The sequence below is a fragment of the Nocardia sp. NPDC127579 genome (genome assembly GCF_042672005.1).
Lineage (GTDB): Bacteria > Actinomycetota > Actinomycetes > Mycobacteriales > Mycobacteriaceae > Nocardia.
On sequence record NZ_JBHXVZ010000008.1, the window covers coordinates 173,162 to 189,473 of the forward strand.

Here is a 16,312-nt window from a genome sequence, read left to right on the forward strand (position 1 = left end):
GGCCGGGCACTACCGCGGTCGGAGGCGGCCATGACCGGCCTCCGACCGCGGAGAGATCACGAATTGTTCAGCGCTGCACTGTGCTTCGTGACGAAGGTTTCCGATCCGGTGCCGAATCCGGATCGGACCAGGGTGGGCGGCAGTTCGAACGCTTCCACGATCGCCCCCAGATGCGGTGCGAGGCGGGCGAGCAGTTCTTCGCGGATCTCGATCAGTGACCTGCCCAGCTTGGGCAGCGGCCCGTCGAACAGCAGGGCGCCGCTGTGCGCGATCGCCTGGCGCACAGCGAAAAGGACCACGAGATCCTCCGCGACCTGGCGTGCGGGTTCGGGCAGCTGCTGAGCCCGATCGGCCAGAGCTCGCGCGGCGTGATTGGCGGTGCCGGCGGCAGCGGCCTCGAGCGCCACATTCCCGGCACGGTCCCAGCGTTCCTGCCGACTGCCCGCGGTGGTGTCGTAGGTCTCGCGTGCGCGTCGCTGGAGGTAGGTTTCGCGGGCGTTGAGCCAGTCCAGCCATGCCTCCGGTGAATCGGTGTCACAGACCTCCGCGCTGGCCCCGGGGCGACCGTGCGCGGGGTTCTCCCAGGCAATCATCCGGCGATACGCTGCCTGCAGGGCGATGACGTAGCTGTCGCCCTCGGCGGTAGCCGCGGCATCACGAAGCGCGCGGAACTCCACGATGCGATTGTGTGCGAACATCCCCTGCGCGCCGAGCCGGTCACGGACCTCGCTGGTCACGCCCAGCGCTGTGGTGGTCGTGAGGTACTTGGTCAGGGAGACGAGATCGGTGATCTCGTTGGCATGCTCGTCGTCGCCGGCGTTCTCGAAGGCGTCGATCGCCAGCTCGACCGCCGCGCTGGCGACGTAGGTGTCCGCCGCAACCTCGAGCAGGCGGGCATTGTGGGCTCGCAGGTCGGCCAGTGCGATGCGGCCACCGTCCATGCTCGGAATATCGCGCTGGGTGGCGTGCTGGAGGGCAACAGACAGCGCCGCCCGCGATATCGCCGCTGCCATGGCCGAGATGCATAGTCGTCCCAGCCGGACACGGGCGATGGCACGCCAGACCTGATTGTCGCGCGAGATCGGTGCATTCAGCCGGCCATCGTCATCGATGGTTGTGCCGGTATGGGATACGAGGGCCTCGCGGCCCACTCGCACATGGTCGAAGCGCGTCAGCGAGTTGTCCATACCGATGGCCGGCTTCTCCGGCATCGGGCGAATCGTGATGCCCGGGCGGATGGTGCCGTCGCGATCGACCAATCGCACCAGGAACGGGTAATTGCCCTGTTTGACACCGTCGACGATCAACCGCGCGAACACGATGCCGAACCGTGCTACCCCCGGCACCGGGGGCGCCGCGGTCGTGGGCATGTACTTGATCGCCGTGGCCGTGGGGGTGTGAATGACGAAGCTGCCGCCATCGGCCGGATCGAAGGTGGCGGTGGTCTCCAGGCCGGGAAGGTCGCTGCCGTGACCGAGCTCGGTCAGGATGTAGGCACCGACCGCGCTGCCTTCCAGCAGTTCTTGCTTGGCCGCCTCGACCTCGCTGTTCGAAGTCGCCTCGAGCAGGGTGCCCAGCACCAGATTGATCTGCACCGTGAGCAGAGCGCCGAGGTGTGTGTCGACGACGGTGGCCTGCTCGTGCAGGGCGACCAGCTCCCGCAGGTCGGTGGCGATATCGCAGGCCGAAATCCGGGGCAGCAGCTGTAGATACCGCTCGTAGGCCCGTTTACCCGGGTCCTTGGCGGCGTCCCACCAGTCCAGATCGAATGCGGGCTCTGCGAAGATCGTGTTGTACCGCTCGGCCGCGGCTCGGCGATCTTTGTGGAACAATAGACCTGCGAGATCACCTACGAGATCACCTGCGTACTCACGCGATACCATAACTCCACCTTCTACTTTCGTGCGATCCCAGCGAGCGAGGGTGTGCCGCTGGGCATGAGGAAGCCCACCCAATGGGCACCGGTGATACCGGTAGATTGAGGCGAGTCTCCTAGAGCTGCTACTGGGCCCTGGCAAGGCGACCAGCCCCGGAGGGCATGCGATTACACGCCGAAACCGGGTTGGACAATGTCATCAGGGCGGAAAATCTCACCTGCGCCGACGGAAAGCCTTGCGCTGCTGGAGAAGTGACGTCGCTCTGGAAGCGAACCGGTGCGAGACCACTGTTTTGAGTCGCATCACCATCCTGAGCAGTCGAACCTATAGCCAGACACCCGAACTGGATCCACCGCAACTGCTGCCGACGGTGCGGCAGCGGGGTTGCTGTGGATCCCCACGTGAATTGTATTGTGCCACAATATGTGCCCTTGCTCATGGTTAACCGCTTCGCGCTGGCCGGATGGGGTGCCGCGGGCGGTATCGGCGCAGGCGGATCCCCGATGGAGGCGGCCCACCCGGCACGAACTCACGGGAATCCGCACCATCTCATCCCACCACCGATGAGCACCCGGCGTCCGACGGTCGTGCAGCGGCCGCTGCCGAGGTCGTGGGCGATGGATCGGTGCTGCGGTGGCGGCTGTATCACCTCGAAACGGTGCAAGCGGTCGCGGCGGGACCGGCCGAGGACGGCGGGGGCAGGCAGTTGCATGCGGCCTGTGGATCGGGCAAGACGCCCATCGCCGAGCGGTGTTCGGTGGACCTGGTGCCCGCGGGCAGGGTGACGGTCGTGCTGGTTGCCCTCGATCGCGCCGGCGGGGCAGACCATTGCGGTGATGGCACGGTTTCGGCCCAGCTGCCAGGTGATTGCGGTCCTCCGACGACACGGTGGCCGACGCCCCGCTCACACCGGCGATCTCGGGGTTGCAGTGAGCACCGACGACACGGCTGTCGCCCAGTGGCTACGCGCGGGCGGTGACCGCGTGCTGGTCGCGACCGGGCGTATGGATCACTCGCGCGGTGCGGGCTCGACCGTTGCGCAGGCCGGGTCACTCGGCAGGGAGGTGGCGGGTCAGGACTTCGGTGAGAGCGCCGGTGCGGATCAAGGTTTCGGCGGCGGCTATTTCGGGGGCCAGGTGGCGGTCGGGGCCGGGGCCGGGAACCAGGGACCGGAGCAGGGCTACGGCGGCGGCGGTGACGGGGGCCGGGCGCAGCGGGGCACGCAGGTCGAGTGCGCGGGCGGCCGTGAGGTATTCGATGGCGAGGACGGTGGTGAGACAATCGACGGCTTTGCGAAGTTTGCGGGCCGCGGACCAGCCCATCGAGACGTGGTCCTCCTGCATCGCGCTGCTCGGAATGGAGTCCACCGAGGCGGGCACCGCGAGCCGTTTCAGTTCGCTGACCACCCCCGCCTGGGTGTACTGGGCGATCATGTGCCCGGAGTCGACCCCCGGGTCATCGGCCAGGAACGCCGGAAGACCATGGGAGCGCGCGACGTCGAGCATGCGGTCGGTACGCCGCTCGGCCATGCTCGCGACGTCGGCGACCGGGACGGCCAGGAAGTCCAGCACGTACGCCACCGGTGCGCCGTGGAAGTTGCCGTTGGATTCCAGCCTGCCGTCGGCGAGCACCACGGGATTGTCGACAGCGGCGGCGAGTTCGCGGTCGGCGACGAGTTCGGCATGGGTCACGGTGTCGCGGGCCGCCCCGTGCACCTGGGGCGCACAACGCAGGGAGTAGGCATCCTGCACTCGATTGCAGTCGGGCCCGCGGTGACTCGCCACGATCTCCGAATCCGCGAGCGCCGCGCGCATCCGGCGCGCCGCGCGGGCCTGGCCCGGATGCGGGCGCAGCGCTTGCAGTTCCGCCGCAAAGACCCGGTCGGTGCCCAGCAGTGCCTCCACGCTCATGGCCGCGGTGAGGTCGGCGATGTCGAGCAGCCGGTGCAGGTCGTCCAGGGCGAGGACGAGCATGCCCAGCATGCCGTCGGTCCCGTTGGTCAGTGCCAGTCCTTCTTTCTCGGCGAGCACCACCGGCTCGATCCCGTACGCGCGCAAGGCGTCCGCGGCGGGCCGCACTCCGTGGGCGTCGACGATCTCGCCCTCTCCCATCAGGGCGAGGGCGACCGCGGCCAGCGGCGCCAGATCACCGGAGCAGCCGAGCGAGCCGAATTCCGGCACCACGGGTGTGATTCCCGCGTTCAGCAGCGCCGCGAGCGTGTGCGCGGTTTCCGGCCGCACCCCGGTGTGGCCGGTGGCGAGGGTCCGCAGCCGCAGCAGCATGAGTGCACGCACGACCTCGCGCTCCACGGCCGGGCCCGCGCCGGCCGCGTGCGAGCGGATCAGCGACCGCTGCAGCGCGGTCCGGCTCTGCGGCGGAATGTGGCGGGTCGCGAGCGCGCCGAATCCGGTCGATACCCCGTATGTCGGCTGCCCACCCACGGCCAGTGCGTCCACGTGGGCTCGCGCGACGGCTACCCGCTTCTCGGCGGCGGCGCTCAGGCGCACCGTCGCGTCACCGCGCGCGACGGCGACGACCGTTTCCCGCGTCAGCGGCCCATCCAATTCGACCTGTGGCATGGGATCCATTCCACAACCGCGGCGGCCCGGGCAGAATGAGGCCACGCCGGATTCAGTCTGGTATTTCAGACACTCAGAGGTGGCGATGACCGATATCCCCGCTTTGCGCCGCGGTCTGGCCGTATTGCGCCTACTGGCGACCCGAGCCGGGCCGGTGTCGGCCGCCACCCTCGCCCGCGAACTCGGGCTGCCTCGCTCCACCACCTACCATCTGCTCGCCGAACTGGAGCAGGCCCGTTTCGTCACCCATCTGCCGGCCGAACGCCGGTACGGTCTCGGTATCGCGGCATTCGAATTGGGTTCTGCCTATCTGCGCCACGATCCGCTGGAGCGATTGGCCGCACCGCTGCTGCGGGAGCTGGTGGAGCGGGTCGGCCACAACGCGCACCTCGGCGTGCTGCACGGCAACGAGTTGCTGTATCTGATCAAGGAGCATCCCGCCCGTCCCGAAACCTTGGTGACCGATGTGGGTGTGCGGTTGCCGGCCCAGCTGACGGCGTCGGGCCGGGCCATTCTCGCGCATCTGCCGCCGCCGCATGTCCGCGCGCTGTTTCCGTCCGCCGCCGGGTTCGTGCATCGGACCGAACGCGGGCCCACCACGCTGGCGGCTTTGCGCGCCGTCCTGTCCGAGGAACGCCGCCGCGGCTGGTCCTGCGAGGATGGTCACATCACACCGGGTTTCGCGTCCGTCGCGCATCCCATCTTCGATCACGCCCACCATCCGATCGCCGCGATCAGCGTGACACTGCGCCATTTCTGCGATTCCGTGCCGTGTGCTGCCGATTGGTCGCCCTTGGCGGCCGAGGTGCGATACACCGCGATCGAGCTCACCCGGCGCATCGGCGGCCGCGCACCCTGAGTCTGTCAGCTGTCGCAACAAAGGTTGCGTTGAGCTATCGCGGGGCAATCGTGCACCGACCGACACCGCGATGGCCGGCTGCCGATGGGGCACTTTCCGTTTCGCGACCGAATCCGGCGTTGGCGCCCATCGGCCCAAGCCGGTGCTTCGATGCCCGTGCGGCTACGACAGCGGACTGCTCTGGCGTGCGCCCAGAACCCGCTCGATGGCCGACTTTTCGGACTCTGCGACCCGCAGACGGAAGCGGAACTTGCTCTGGATCCGCTGTGTCCCGCCACCGGCGACGATCTGCCGAAAACTCATCTCGCTCTTTCCCGCTCACTACATCGACACTGCACTACCCAGTGTAGCGAACCCAGACAATATCTAGCGATCCTAAGATTTTCCTAATCCGGCATTCCGGACCGGGATGGCGGCGGGCGCGATCGCGGCGAACGAGGCGAGCACGTCCCGCACGAAATCCGACCGCCGCACACCGAATTGCCGCAGCGCGAGGCCATGATCGGCGGCTACCACGACAGTGACGCCGGCCAGCATGAACCACCAGGCGGCGACCGCGAAAAGCCGTGCCGGACGAGAGTTCGCGGCGAACGCGACACGCAATCGCTGGCAGTGGAAGGGCACGTGGCGCTGCTCGTCGGCGAGGATCAGCCCGGCCACCTGGGTGGTGAGCGCATCGGAGGTGCCGTCGCGCAGCGCGCGGTAGTAGCGCAGCGCAACGACTTCCGCGAGCATCAACACCATCAGTTCCAGACGCAGACCCAGTGCCCGCCGCAGTCGGACGAACACCGTGTCGGTCCAGTGCCCGCGAATCACCGGCGCACCGGCCGCCTCCAGCAGTAGGCCGAGCATGCGCGCGTGGTTGCGTTCTTCCGCGATGAACAGCCGCGCCGCGGCCGAATACACCGGATCCCCGGCCCGATCCGCTTTACCGATCAAATTCGCGCCGTCACCACTCTCCCCGACCTGAAACCGTTGCACACTGCGCACCACGGCCGGGTCGAGCCGTGCGCCGCGAACCCAATCCGGGTCACCGGCGACGGCCCGCGCGGTCACTTTCGCTTCGAATTCCCCGGCCCACCGCGTGAAATCGGCGGCCGCAACGCTGCTCTGCACCATGGGCCAAACCCTAGGAAGCGCCTGTGCGGATGCGCGGGGAGCGCTGTGGAGATTCTGTGCGCGTTACGGTTTGCGCCCAACCCCGCCCCACACCGAGCCGGGCCGGACACCGCGTTCCTGCTCGTCGGTCCGCCAGTAGTTGAGCGGGACGATTCCCGGCTGCACGAGTTCCAGGCCCTCGTAGTAGCTCGCGATCTCCTTGCTCGAGCGTGGAATATAGGGAACGCCACCGGTTTTCGCGTAGTTGTGGCACAGGCGCACATAGCCTTCGTCGTCGTCGGTGCCGTCGTTGTGCGCCAGATAACTGCCCGGGACAACCGCGTCCATCATGGTCGAGATGATCCGGCGCGCGTCCTCGGTGGTGGGCGCGTGCCCCAGGACGCCCATGAACAGCACCGCGATGGGCTCTTTGAAGTTCAAGACATTGCGGGCGTCGGCGATGATCGACTCGGGTTCGTTGAAATCGCCCTCCAGGTAGGTGGTGACGCCTTCATCGGTGGTGTTGACCAGTAGCGCCCGGGCATGGGCGAGCACCAGCGGATCATTGTCGACGTAGACGATCTTCGCGTCCGGCGCCTCCTGCTGCGCGACCTCGTGGGTGTTCTCCATGGTGGGCAAGCCGGTGCCGATGTCCATGAACTGCCGGATCCCCGCCTCGGTCGCCAGGTAGCGCACCGCACGGATCAGGTACTGCCGCGACTGCACGGCCATGGTCTTGATATCGGGGTAGCCCTGAACCGACGACTCCCCGACCATCCGGTCGACCTCGTAGTTGTCCCGCCCTCCGAGCCAGTAGTTCCAGATCCGGGCCGAGTGCGGGATATCGGTGCGAATCAGGTCTTTGCGCTTGCTGGCCATGCTGGCTCCTGAACGAGAACAACGGTTGCGTCGCGGTGACTGTACTGCCGATCGGACGGCCGCCGGAGCGGGTTCGTGGACTCTGTCCGGCTCAGGACTCGAGCACCGCCATGGCGGCGTTGTGGCCGCCGATTCCGCTGACTCCCCCGCCGCGCACCGCGCCTGCGCCACAGAGGAATACCGTCTTCCGGTCGGTTCCCACACCCCATCGGCTACCTGGATCGTCGCGGTCGTCCTCGGAGTACGGGAAGGCGAGATCACGGTGGAAGATGTGGCCGCCGGGCAGTCCGATATCGCGCTCCAGATCGACCGGCGATTTGGCCTCCAGGCATGGCGCTCCGTCGGCGTCGCGCGCCAGACAGCCCGCGATGGGTTCGTCCAGCACCGAATCCAGTTGTGTCAGCGTTGCTTTCACCGCCGCCGCCTTGGCGGCGACCGGATCGGACTCGAACAGCCGCGCCGGGGTGTGCAACCCGAACAGGGTGAGCGTGTGCAGGCCCGCCGCAGCGGCCTCCGGCGCCAGGATGGAGGGGTCTGTCAATGTGTGGCAATAGATTTCGGCGGGCGGAGCGCTCGGAATCCGCCCGGCGACCGCTTCACGATAGGCCCGCTCCAGCTCGGTATAGGACTCGGCGATATGGAAGGTACCGGCGAAGGCATCGCGCGGATCAACGGCGCTGTCGCGCAGCCGGGGCAGGCGGTTCAGCACCATGTTCAGCTTCAGTTGCGCCCCTTCGGGTTTCGGTGACGCCGGGGTGCCGAGCAGCCGCTCCAGTTCGTAGGGGGACGCGTTGACCAGCACGTGACCAGCGCCTGTGACTCCCTGATCGTGGGCGACTTCGGCTGTGCCGCCGTCGGTTTCGATCGAGGTGACCGCGCAGCCGGTGATGATCTCGGCGCCCGCCGCACCAGCCGCCGCCGCCAGCGCGTCGGTCAGCGCGCCCATGCCGCCGACGGGTACGTCCCAGTCGCCGGTGCCGCCGCCGATGACGTGGTACAGGAAACAGCGGTTCTGGAGCAGCGCGGGATCGTGGGCGTGTGTGAAGGTGCCGATCAGCGCGTCGGTGAGCACGACACCGCGGACCGTGTCGTCGGCGAAGGTCGCCTCGATGGTTTCGCCCAGCGGGCGCTCGAAGATCGCCTCCCACATCACCGGATCGTCGACCCGGCGGGCCAGCTCGGCGCGCGAGGGCAGCGGCTCGGTGAGCGTCGGGAACACCCGCTCGGCCAGCCGGCCGGTGGCGGCGTAGAAATCGGTCCAGGCCCGGAAGTCCCGATCCGAGCCCGTGAGCCGGGCGAAGCTCGCCCGGGTGCGCTCGGCGGAGCCGGTATCGACAAGCAGGCCGCCCGCACCGACGGGCGTATAGGACGAGATCCGCCGACGGCGCACTTCGAATCGCAATCCGAGATCCCGGACGATCCGCGCGGGCAGCAGACTCACCAGATACGAGTACCGCGAGACGCGCGCATCGATCCCGGGGAACATCCGCGCCGAAACGGCCGCGCCACCGGTATTCGGCTCTTTCTCCAGCAGGAGCACGGAACGGCCGGCCCGTGCCAGATAAGCGGCGGCGACGAGGCCGTTGTGGCCGCCGCCGACGATCACGACGTCGTAGGAGGAGCGCTTCGGGGTCATGTCTCCTCGATAGCACGCCGGGTCGGGCGGGCGCTGTCGACGCGCGCCGGTTCGCGACAGATCGTCGATTTCGGAGCCGCGCCCGCTGCCGCCCGGGGGATACCCGCAGGCCGCTCCGCGCGGACCGTACCAGCCCCCTCCGACAGGTCGAATCCCACTGCGAGACAAGACAAACGACCAGATAGACAGACGTTTCCACGGCCCGGAACTTGTCGGTGCCCTCGCGTAAGTTGATCACCATGACAAGCAACGGGAGGGAACATGCAGACCTCTGATCGGGAGCGAGCGTCGGTGGTGCGGGTGGTCCCACCGGTCGCGCCCCGCAAGCTGGCGAAGGTGCCTTTCGTCGAGATGGCCGATGGCCGCCTGCAGGGCGTGGTGTCCAGTGGCTCGGATATCGCGCGGGTCTACGTGTCGTCGATTTCGGCGCAGACCCACGGCCTGAGCTGTAGCACCAACAACAACCGCCCGTGCGGCGGTCTCAACGGCGGTTGGCAGTGCAAACATCTCGACGCACTGGTCACCGAGGCGGTGCTTCAGTACGGGGTGGAGCGGGTGGCGAGTTTCCTGCGGGTAGAGGCCACCGACGCGCGCGAGCTGTCGGCGGCGCTGAACGGCACTCGCGAACCGGCGCCCGCGGCCGCGGTCTTCAGCCGGTTCCTGCGTCATCTGGCCTATCTGGAACTGCCCGGCAGCTCCGCGCCGATTCCCGAGCTGCACTGGTTTCCGGCCACGGGGGTAGCGCGCTGATGCTCGCGACACATCTCTCGCAACTGCTCGAGGAGCCGGCCGGAGTCGCCGAAGCGCTCGACGTGATCGCCGGGTTCGATGCCGCGCTCGTGCACGGATTTGCCCGGATCGGTGACGAGCAGGCTGCCGCGATGTCCGCGCTCGCGGCCGCGGTCGGCGCGTCGCCGCTGGGGCCGGCGGTGCAGAACGCCGTCGAGAAGCTCGGCACCGGATCGATCGGCCCGGAGGAGCTCTCGGCGCTGGCCGGTGCCCGTGCGGCGCTACTCGGCGCGATGCACGATGCACTCACCGAGCAGATCGATTCCGTTCTAGGGCGGCCGAGATCGGAATGGGCACCGGTCGATTCGGCCCCGCCCGCGCCCCCGAACCTGGTGGTGGGCTGCCGGTCCTGGCTCCAGGAGCTGGCGATCACCGGATGGCGCGGTGTCGACCACGATCTCGTCGCGGCCGCCGACCAGACGGTCGAGGCCCTCTGGGCCGAGCCCGGTCTGCGGCGACTCGCTGTCCTGTTGGACGGTCTGACCGTGGAGTTGAGCGCGTCGTGTCCGGTCGCCACCATGGATCCGATTCCGGCCAAACGCTGGGCCGATCTCTGGGCTCGGGCGCTGCTGCTGTCCTGGCGCGGCGAGATATCCGCCACGAGCACACCGGTTTCCGGGCGCCTGCTGATTCTCGGCGTCGACGTCCACGAGCACGCCACCGCGGTGCAGGCACAGGTTCACGGCGTGCTCGAGGGAGCAGCCGGCACCCGGCTGGTGCGGGCCGCCGTGTCCGCGGCCAAGGTCGACACCATTGTCGGCCCCGCGGTCTGGCAGTTGCTCGGTGCACATCGGCACCTATTGCAAGCGCTCGCCGAGCACCGCGCCCTGGAGATCACCGACATGCCGCTCACCGCGACCGGTGACCTGCTCTGGCACGACGACCGTGCCGTGGTGGCCGAGGCCGCGGATCCGTTCGCCACCGCACGCATCCAGCTCGCCGCGGCGACGGGACCGGCGACGGCCCCGCTGGATCGCGATCCGGTGCATCTGGCGCACCCGGTACTGGTCGAGGGCTATCGCGTGAAAGATGGTGCGTTCGAATTCGACGGGCACCGCCTGGCGATCGAACTCGACCGGCTGCCCAGCTGCGGTCCGCTCACCCCCGCCTCGCTCACCGGCTCGGCCGCGTGCCTCGGACTGCTGCGCTGGGACGCCGGTCAGTGGAGTCTGCGTCCGCTCGCAGTGCAGAAGAAGGTCAAGAGCACGGTGACCGAACTGCACAGCGGCGACTGGGCCTGCGGCCCGACGGATCCCAAGGTCGTGAAGGCGTACGCGAAATCCGGTGACACCGTCTCGGTGCTGCGGGAACGAGCAGGACGGTTGCTGCGCAAATGACCTCGACGACGCACGACGATTCGAGCACTCGGGCCACCGCGGAGCCCACCACCTACGAGACCCGGCGGCAAATCCTCTACTGGCGGCTGCTCGCCGGCATCTTCGACAACGAACCGCAGGCGGCCCTGGAATCCGCCGCCGTGGGGATCGCCGAGGACCACGGCCTCCCGGTAGCGCTGCTCGACCCCGGCGTCTCGATCGACAACGTGGTGCAGCGTTTCCCCGAGCTGGAAGGCGAATTCGACACCCTCGGCGCCGCGATCCGCGCCGGCGGCGAACAGCCCGAGCACGCCGATCCGGGCGACGGTATCGACGCGGACGAGGTGCGCAGCGCGGCCCTCGTGTCGAAGCTGCTGCTCAATGTCTTCGCGACGGGTACCGGCAGTGTCAGTGCCACCCGGCTCGCGGATTGGCAGCGCGATGCGCAATGGCTGCGGCGCGCGCTCGGCGCCGAAAGCGGCGGCGAGATGGCGACCGTGCTGGCCGGTTTGGAGAGCGATCTGGTCTCGCGGATGCGGTTGCGTGAGGTCCTGGCCGACCCGAATCTGGCCGCGCAGCTCACGCCGAGCATGTCGCTGATCGAACAGCTGCTGCGTGACAAGTCGAATCTGTCCGGCGTGGCACTGGCCAACGCCAAATCGCTGATCCGGCGCTACGTCGATCAGGTCGCCGAGGTCCTGCGCACCCAGGTCCAGCAGACCAGCGTGGGTACGGTCGACCGCTCGGTGCCGCCGAAACGGATCCTGCGCAATCTCGATGTAGACCGCACCATCTGGAAGAATCTGCCCAACTGGAACCCGCGCGACGAACGTCTCTATGTCGACCGGCTCTACTACCACCAGACGGCGAAACGCACCACTCCCGCGCGAATGATCGTGGTGGTGGACCAGTCCGGTTCCATGACCGACTCCATGGTGAACTGCACCATCCTGGCGTCCATCTTCGCCGGGCTGCCCAAGGTGGACGTGCACCTGATCGCCTACGACACCCGCGCCATCGACCTCACCCCATGGGTGCACGATCCGTTCGAGGTGCTGCTGCGCACCAACCTCGGCGGCGGCAACGACGGCCCGGTCGCGATGGCCATGGCCCAGCCCAAGATCGTCGACCCGAAGAACACCGTGCTGGTGTGGATCTCGGACTTCTACGAGTTCGACCGGTCCCAGCCGCTGTTCGAGACCATGCAGGCGGTGCACCGCAACGGGGTGAAGTTCATCCCGGTCGGCTCGGTCAACAGCTCCGGCCATCAGAGCGTGAACCCGTGGTTTCGCGACCGCTTCAAAACCATGGGGACCCCGGTGATCTCTGGCCGCATCCAGAAACTCGTCCACGAACTCAAGAACTTTCTCGACTAGGAGACCTGCACATGTCCGACACCTTGCGCGCCCCCGCCGAAGTCAAATACGCCGAAGAACTCGCCTGGCTCGAATCCATCGACGACAACCCCAAGCCGTTCGCCTGGCGCCTCAGCCCCACAATGGTGCGCCTGTTCATTCTCGGCTCCGAACGGGCCGACGGGCTGGATCGCGAGATCGATCAGAAGTGGTTCGGTGACCGCAGTTTCGTCGAGCGCAGCATCGTCACCCTGGCCTCGGATCGCGGCCTGCTGCTGATCGGTGACCCGGGCACCGGCAAGAGCTGGCTGGCCGAACTGCTGTCCGCCGCGATCAGCCGCAACTCCACCCTGGTCGTACAGGGCACCGCCGGCACCACCGAGGACCACATCAAATACTCGTGGAACATCTCCATGGTCATCGCCAAAGGCCAGTCGCGGGAATCGATGATCCCGTCACCGATCATGACCGCGATGGAACAGGGCGTGATCGGCCGCTTCGAAGAACTGACCCGCTCGACCAGCGATGTGCAGGACGCGCTGATCTCGATCCTGTCCGAGAAGTACGTCTCCATTCCCGAACTCGACGACGACAATATCGTCTTCGCCAAGCCCGGCTTCTCGATCATCGCCACGGCCAACAGCCGTGACCGGGGTGTCAACGATCTGTCCTCGGCGCTCAAGCGCCGCTTCAATTTCGTGCGTATTCCGGTCGTGACGAACAAGCGCAGCGAAGCCGAGATCGTGCGGTTCCGCACGGCCGAGCTGCTGCGCCGGCATCAGATCGAGCTGGAGGTGCCGCCCACCCTGCTCGATATCCTGCTGGAGTCGTTCGCCGATCTGCGTGCCGCGGCAGCGGCCGCGTCCAGCGACGACGAGAAGCTGGAGTCGGCGCTGTCCACCGCGGAGCAGATCGGCGTCCTCGAGGACGCGATCCTGCACAGCCGCTTCTTCGGTGACAGCACACTGCGCGCCGATACCCTGGCGAGTTCGCTGGTCGGGTCGCTGGCGCGGCGCGCCCCGGAAGATCTGGCCATTCTCAACAAGTTCTGGCACGGGGTCGTCGAACCGCGCTCCAAGAACGGCCACGGTGACTGGACGCAGTTCCTCGAAGGTGGCCGCGACGCGATCGCGAGGCTCTCGTGAGCGAGGACTTCGGCGCGCTGCGCGATCAACTCACCACCGCCGCCGCCCAGTTCGCCGGCGATGCCGACGCGGTCGCCGGCATCCTGACCGGCATCGTCGACGACGTCGACCGGGCGTTGCGCGAGGAACTGGAGATCTTCCCGGTCTGCCACCATTCGCCGGCCTCCGCGCTGGCGATGGCGCGGCGGCTGCACGAGAAGCGGCCCAGCGTCCTCTATCTGGAGCTGTGCGAGGATCTGCGCCCGATGCTGGAGGAGTTGCGCAACTGCAAGCTGCCGGTCGCGGTGCAGGCCTGGGCCGGTGCGGTGGACGGCTTTCCGAAGGAGTGGGCGCCGCTGTCGGTGGTCGCGCCGATCACCGAGGCGTCGGCCGAGTATCAGGCCATCGCCTACGCGCTCGACACTCCGGGCGTCGAGCTGGTGCTGGTCGACCGGTCCACCGACCATGTCTTCCAGTGGACGCCCGCCGAAGCGCTCGAATCCGCCGAAGCGCCCGACAGCGCCGAGGCCGGCCTGCACGGCGATGCGGTCGGCATCGAAATCGGGGACATGCGCCCGCATTTCGCCGAGCTCGAACAGTATCTGCTGCACCATGGCAAGGTCCGGCACTGGTCGGAATGGTGGGATCAGTACGTCGAACAGCCGCTGGGCACCGCCGATTACGACACCTACCGTCAGGTCATGGTATTGATCGGCAGCCTGTTCCGGCGGCTGCGCCGCACCGATCTCGACCGTGACGAGGACCGGGAACGCTACATGTGGACCCGCATGCGCGAGCACCTCGCCGCGAGCGGCGCCGATCCGGCAGACTGCCTCTATATCTGCGGCGCGTTCCACGCCGCCAGTCGCGTCGAGCAGTTCGGGCTGGCCTCGGACGCGCCGTACGAGATCACCGCACGCTCGGCGACCGAGTGGCAGTACGGGCTGATTCCGTCCAGCCACTCCGCGATCGAGGCACAGTTCGGGCTCGCTTCGGGATCGGTGTCGATCGCCGCGGCCACCTGGTCGAAGGGGTTGCGCCGCAATGGCATCAAACCTTTCCAGTTGAACGGTCAGCCCGCGAAAGCCAGTCGCCGCGCGAAGGTGAAACCGTTGCCCGCCGCCGCGGCGGACAAACTCTCGGAGTTCCTGTCCAGCCCACCGCAACTCGACACGCTCGACGAGGCCGAGCTCTTGGAGTGGTCGGTCGATATCGTGCGGCTGGCCCGGCGCAATGGCTATCTGGCCTCCACGGCCGATGCCATCGCGATCTACGAGACCTCGATCCTGTTGGCGGGCATGCGCAATCGGGCCCGCCCGACGCCCTACGATTTCCAGGACGCGGCCATCACCTGCATCGAGAAGGACAGCACGCCCGGCCGACGTGATGTGCGCCGGCTGTGCGAGATCCTGCTCGGCGGTGACCGGATCGGACAGGTCGGGTACGCGGCGCTGCCCCCGCTGGCCCAGGATGTGCTGGATCGGCTCGAGCCGCTCGGCCTGGACCTGACCAAGCGCACCGTGCAGCGCTGCCTGCTCGATCTGAAAGCCGACGCGCACCTGCAACCGTGCTCGGATCTGCTGTGGATTCTGCGGCGGCTCATGCCTTCCGAGGCGGTGCGCCCGATCATGGGGGCACGGGCCCTCGGCGAACGATCGATCCAGGAGTCGTGGGATCTGGCGATCGGGAAACACCAGCGGGCACTGGTGCAGATCGGGTACGAGGGCGTGACGCTCGAGCAGGTGCTCGAGCAGCGGCTGCGGCGCGCGGTCAACGACCCCGACGCCACGGCGGCCGTGGCGCTGGAAGCCGTCGAGGACGCGCTGCTGTATCTGGGATCGTCGCGACTGGCCGACGAGCTCGGCTCGCGGGCGGTGGAGTTGCTGGCCGCCGAGCGCTCGGTCGACGACGCACCCGAGGTGCTGCGTCGAATCCGGTTGCTGCTCAACTATTTCCGATCCACTGACGCCGGGCTGCCGGAATGGTGCGGCAAGTTCGTCACGGCGGGCTATGCCCACTACTGCACCCTGCTGCCGACGGCGTTCGCCGACGAGGACACGGGCGTACGCCCGGTCGCGGCCATGCTGGGTTTCCTGTTCGGCATGGAGAATCTGGCGCTCTCGCTGGGTTGCGATCACAACCAGCTGGAACTCGCTGTGCTGCAATCGCATCCCGAGGCACCGGCCAAGGTCGCGCTGCTGTGGGCCACGCGCTACCAACTGGGCCTGCTCACCCTGGCGGACCTGCGTACCCGCTGTGACGACATGCTCGCCAATCCACTGGTCGTCCCCGCGTTCCCGCAGTATCTGACCGGTTTCATCCAGGCGATGGACCCGGTGCCGACCCTGAAGCCCTTCATCGTGGAGGTGCTGTCCAAGGCCTTCGGCCGGCTTCCGGACGCGGCGCTGCTGCCCTGGCTGCCGAAGCTCATCGCGACCTTGAAAGGCCAAGCGGGCGAGCTCATTCCGTCCCTCACCCGGGAGGCGGGGCGTACCTTCCCGGCCGCGCTGTCCGCGATCGACTCGTGGGTGCCGCCCTGGGTCGCGGGGCCGAAACCGGTTGCCGCGGCGCTGGTTGCCGACGGCGGTCCCGCCGCCGATCTCCTCCGTGCCAACCCGGCCACCTGCGACGCGCTCGCCGAGCTACTGGGCCACCCCGCCGAGTGGCCGACCGCCGGCCCCGCCACCGACAAGGCTCTGGCCGCCCTGCTGGACCGGCACCCCACCACTTCCACCGCGCTGGCGGCTCTCATCCCGACCAGCTGACCGTCCCCCCCAACGGGCAAGCGCGGTCGTGTGGC

At 68.0% G+C, this 16,312-nt stretch carries 12 protein-coding genes; 6 read left to right on the forward strand and 6 right to left on the reverse strand.

Annotated features, from left to right (window positions below):
• Positions 1–56: 56 nt before the first annotated feature.
• Together ACFVMC_RS25890 and hutH are read right to left on the reverse strand one after the other, a co-directional pair.
• The gene (locus tag ACFVMC_RS25890; RefSeq protein ID WP_379214366.1) at positions 57–1,883 is read right to left on the reverse strand and encodes an acyl-CoA dehydrogenase family protein; all 1,827 of its coding nucleotides are present in this window, start codon (positions 1,881–1,883) and stop codon (positions 57–59) included.
• A 1,043-nt stretch (positions 1,884–2,926) separates the two neighbouring features.
• On the reverse strand, positions 2,927–4,456 hold the full coding sequence (gene hutH, locus ACFVMC_RS25895) for a histidine ammonia-lyase (RefSeq protein ID WP_379214367.1): 1,530 nt from the start codon (positions 4,454–4,456) through the stop codon (positions 2,927–2,929).
• Between the two features lie 85 nt (positions 4,457–4,541).
• Between hutH and ACFVMC_RS25900 the strand changes: the two genes are divergently transcribed.
• Positions 4,542–5,315, forward strand: a complete 774-nt coding sequence (locus tag ACFVMC_RS25900; RefSeq protein ID WP_379214368.1) for an IclR family transcriptional regulator — start codon at positions 4,542–4,544, stop codon at positions 5,313–5,315.
• Between the two features lie 162 nt (positions 5,316–5,477).
• Here ACFVMC_RS25900 and ACFVMC_RS25905 read toward each other — a convergent pair whose 3' ends face one another.
• The 4 genes from ACFVMC_RS25905 to ACFVMC_RS25920 form a co-directional block, all read right to left on the reverse strand.
• A complete protein-coding gene (locus ACFVMC_RS25905; protein WP_379214370.1) occupies positions 5,478–5,618 on the reverse strand; it encodes a hypothetical protein in 141 nt (46 codons plus the stop codon).
• A gap of 72 nt (positions 5,619–5,690) precedes the next feature.
• Positions 5,691–6,434, reverse strand: a complete 744-nt coding sequence (locus ACFVMC_RS25910) for a ferritin-like domain-containing protein (RefSeq protein ID WP_379214372.1) — start codon at positions 6,432–6,434, stop codon at positions 5,691–5,693.
• A 63-nt stretch (positions 6,435–6,497) separates the two neighbouring features.
• Positions 6,498–7,292 carry an SAM-dependent methyltransferase gene (locus tag ACFVMC_RS25915; protein ID WP_379214373.1) on the reverse strand — a complete coding sequence of 265 codons (795 nt, stop codon included), beginning with the start codon at positions 7,290–7,292 and terminating at the stop codon, positions 6,498–6,500.
• A 91-nt stretch (positions 7,293–7,383) separates the two neighbouring features.
• Positions 7,384–8,928: a phytoene desaturase family protein gene (locus ACFVMC_RS25920; RefSeq protein ID WP_379214375.1), complete on the reverse strand. Its 1,545-nt coding sequence runs from the start codon at positions 8,926–8,928 to the stop codon at positions 7,384–7,386.
• A gap of 261 nt (positions 8,929–9,189) precedes the next feature.
• On the opposite strand from ACFVMC_RS25920, the gene ACFVMC_RS25925 reads away from it, so the two are divergent.
• The 5 genes from ACFVMC_RS25925 to ACFVMC_RS25945 are packed head-to-tail and all read left to right on the forward strand — an operon-like array spanning position 9,190 to position 16,277.
• Positions 9,190–9,678: a hypothetical protein gene (locus ACFVMC_RS25925; RefSeq protein WP_379214376.1), complete on the forward strand. Its 489-nt coding sequence runs from the start codon at positions 9,190–9,192 to the stop codon at positions 9,676–9,678.
• A complete protein-coding gene (locus tag ACFVMC_RS25930; RefSeq protein ID WP_379214377.1) occupies positions 9,678–11,054 on the forward strand; it encodes a hypothetical protein in 1,377 nt (458 codons plus the stop codon). The genes ACFVMC_RS25925 and ACFVMC_RS25930 overlap by 1 nt, the downstream gene beginning before the upstream one ends.
• Positions 11,051–12,409, forward strand: coding sequence for a VWA domain-containing protein (locus ACFVMC_RS25935; protein ID WP_379214379.1), 1,359 nt, complete (start codon positions 11,051–11,053; stop codon positions 12,407–12,409). The genes ACFVMC_RS25930 and ACFVMC_RS25935 overlap by 4 nt, the downstream gene beginning before the upstream one ends.
• A gap of 11 nt (positions 12,410–12,420) precedes the next feature.
• Entirely contained in the window at positions 12,421–13,533 is a 1,113-nt protein-coding gene (locus tag ACFVMC_RS25940) for an AAA family ATPase (protein ID WP_379214381.1), read from the forward strand.
• Positions 13,530–16,277, forward strand: coding sequence for a DUF5682 family protein (locus ACFVMC_RS25945; protein WP_379214382.1), 2,748 nt, complete (start codon positions 13,530–13,532; stop codon positions 16,275–16,277). Before ACFVMC_RS25940 ends, ACFVMC_RS25945 begins: the two co-directional genes overlap by 4 nt.
• Positions 16,278–16,312: the final 35 nt, after the last annotated feature.

Coding starts and splice junctions, on each gene's coding strand:
- ACFVMC_RS25935 (WP_379214379.1), top strand. CDS start 11,051: ATGACCTCGACGACGCACGACGATTCGAGCACTCGGGCCACCGCGGAG.
- ACFVMC_RS25890 (WP_379214366.1), bottom strand. CDS start 1,883: ATGGTATCGCGTGAGTACGCAGGTGATCTCGTAGGTGATCTCGCAGGT.
- hutH (WP_379214367.1), bottom strand. CDS start 4,456: ATGCCACAGGTCGAATTGGATGGGCCGCTGACGCGGGAAACGGTCGTC.
- ACFVMC_RS25920 (WP_379214375.1), bottom strand. CDS start 8,928: ATGACCCCGAAGCGCTCCTCCTACGACGTCGTGATCGTCGGCGGCGGC.
- ACFVMC_RS25930 (WP_379214377.1), top strand. CDS start 9,678: ATGCTCGCGACACATCTCTCGCAACTGCTCGAGGAGCCGGCCGGAGTC.
- ACFVMC_RS25905 (WP_379214370.1), bottom strand. CDS start 5,618: ATGAGTTTTCGGCAGATCGTCGCCGGTGGCGGGACACAGCGGATCCAG.
- ACFVMC_RS25900 (WP_379214368.1), top strand. CDS start 4,542: ATGACCGATATCCCCGCTTTGCGCCGCGGTCTGGCCGTATTGCGCCTA.
- ACFVMC_RS25940 (WP_379214381.1), top strand. CDS start 12,421: ATGTCCGACACCTTGCGCGCCCCCGCCGAAGTCAAATACGCCGAAGAA.
- ACFVMC_RS25915 (WP_379214373.1), bottom strand. CDS start 7,292: ATGGCCAGCAAGCGCAAAGACCTGATTCGCACCGATATCCCGCACTCG.
- ACFVMC_RS25910 (WP_379214372.1), bottom strand. CDS start 6,434: ATGGTGCAGAGCAGCGTTGCGGCCGCCGATTTCACGCGGTGGGCCGGG.
- ACFVMC_RS25925 (WP_379214376.1), top strand. CDS start 9,190: ATGCAGACCTCTGATCGGGAGCGAGCGTCGGTGGTGCGGGTGGTCCCA.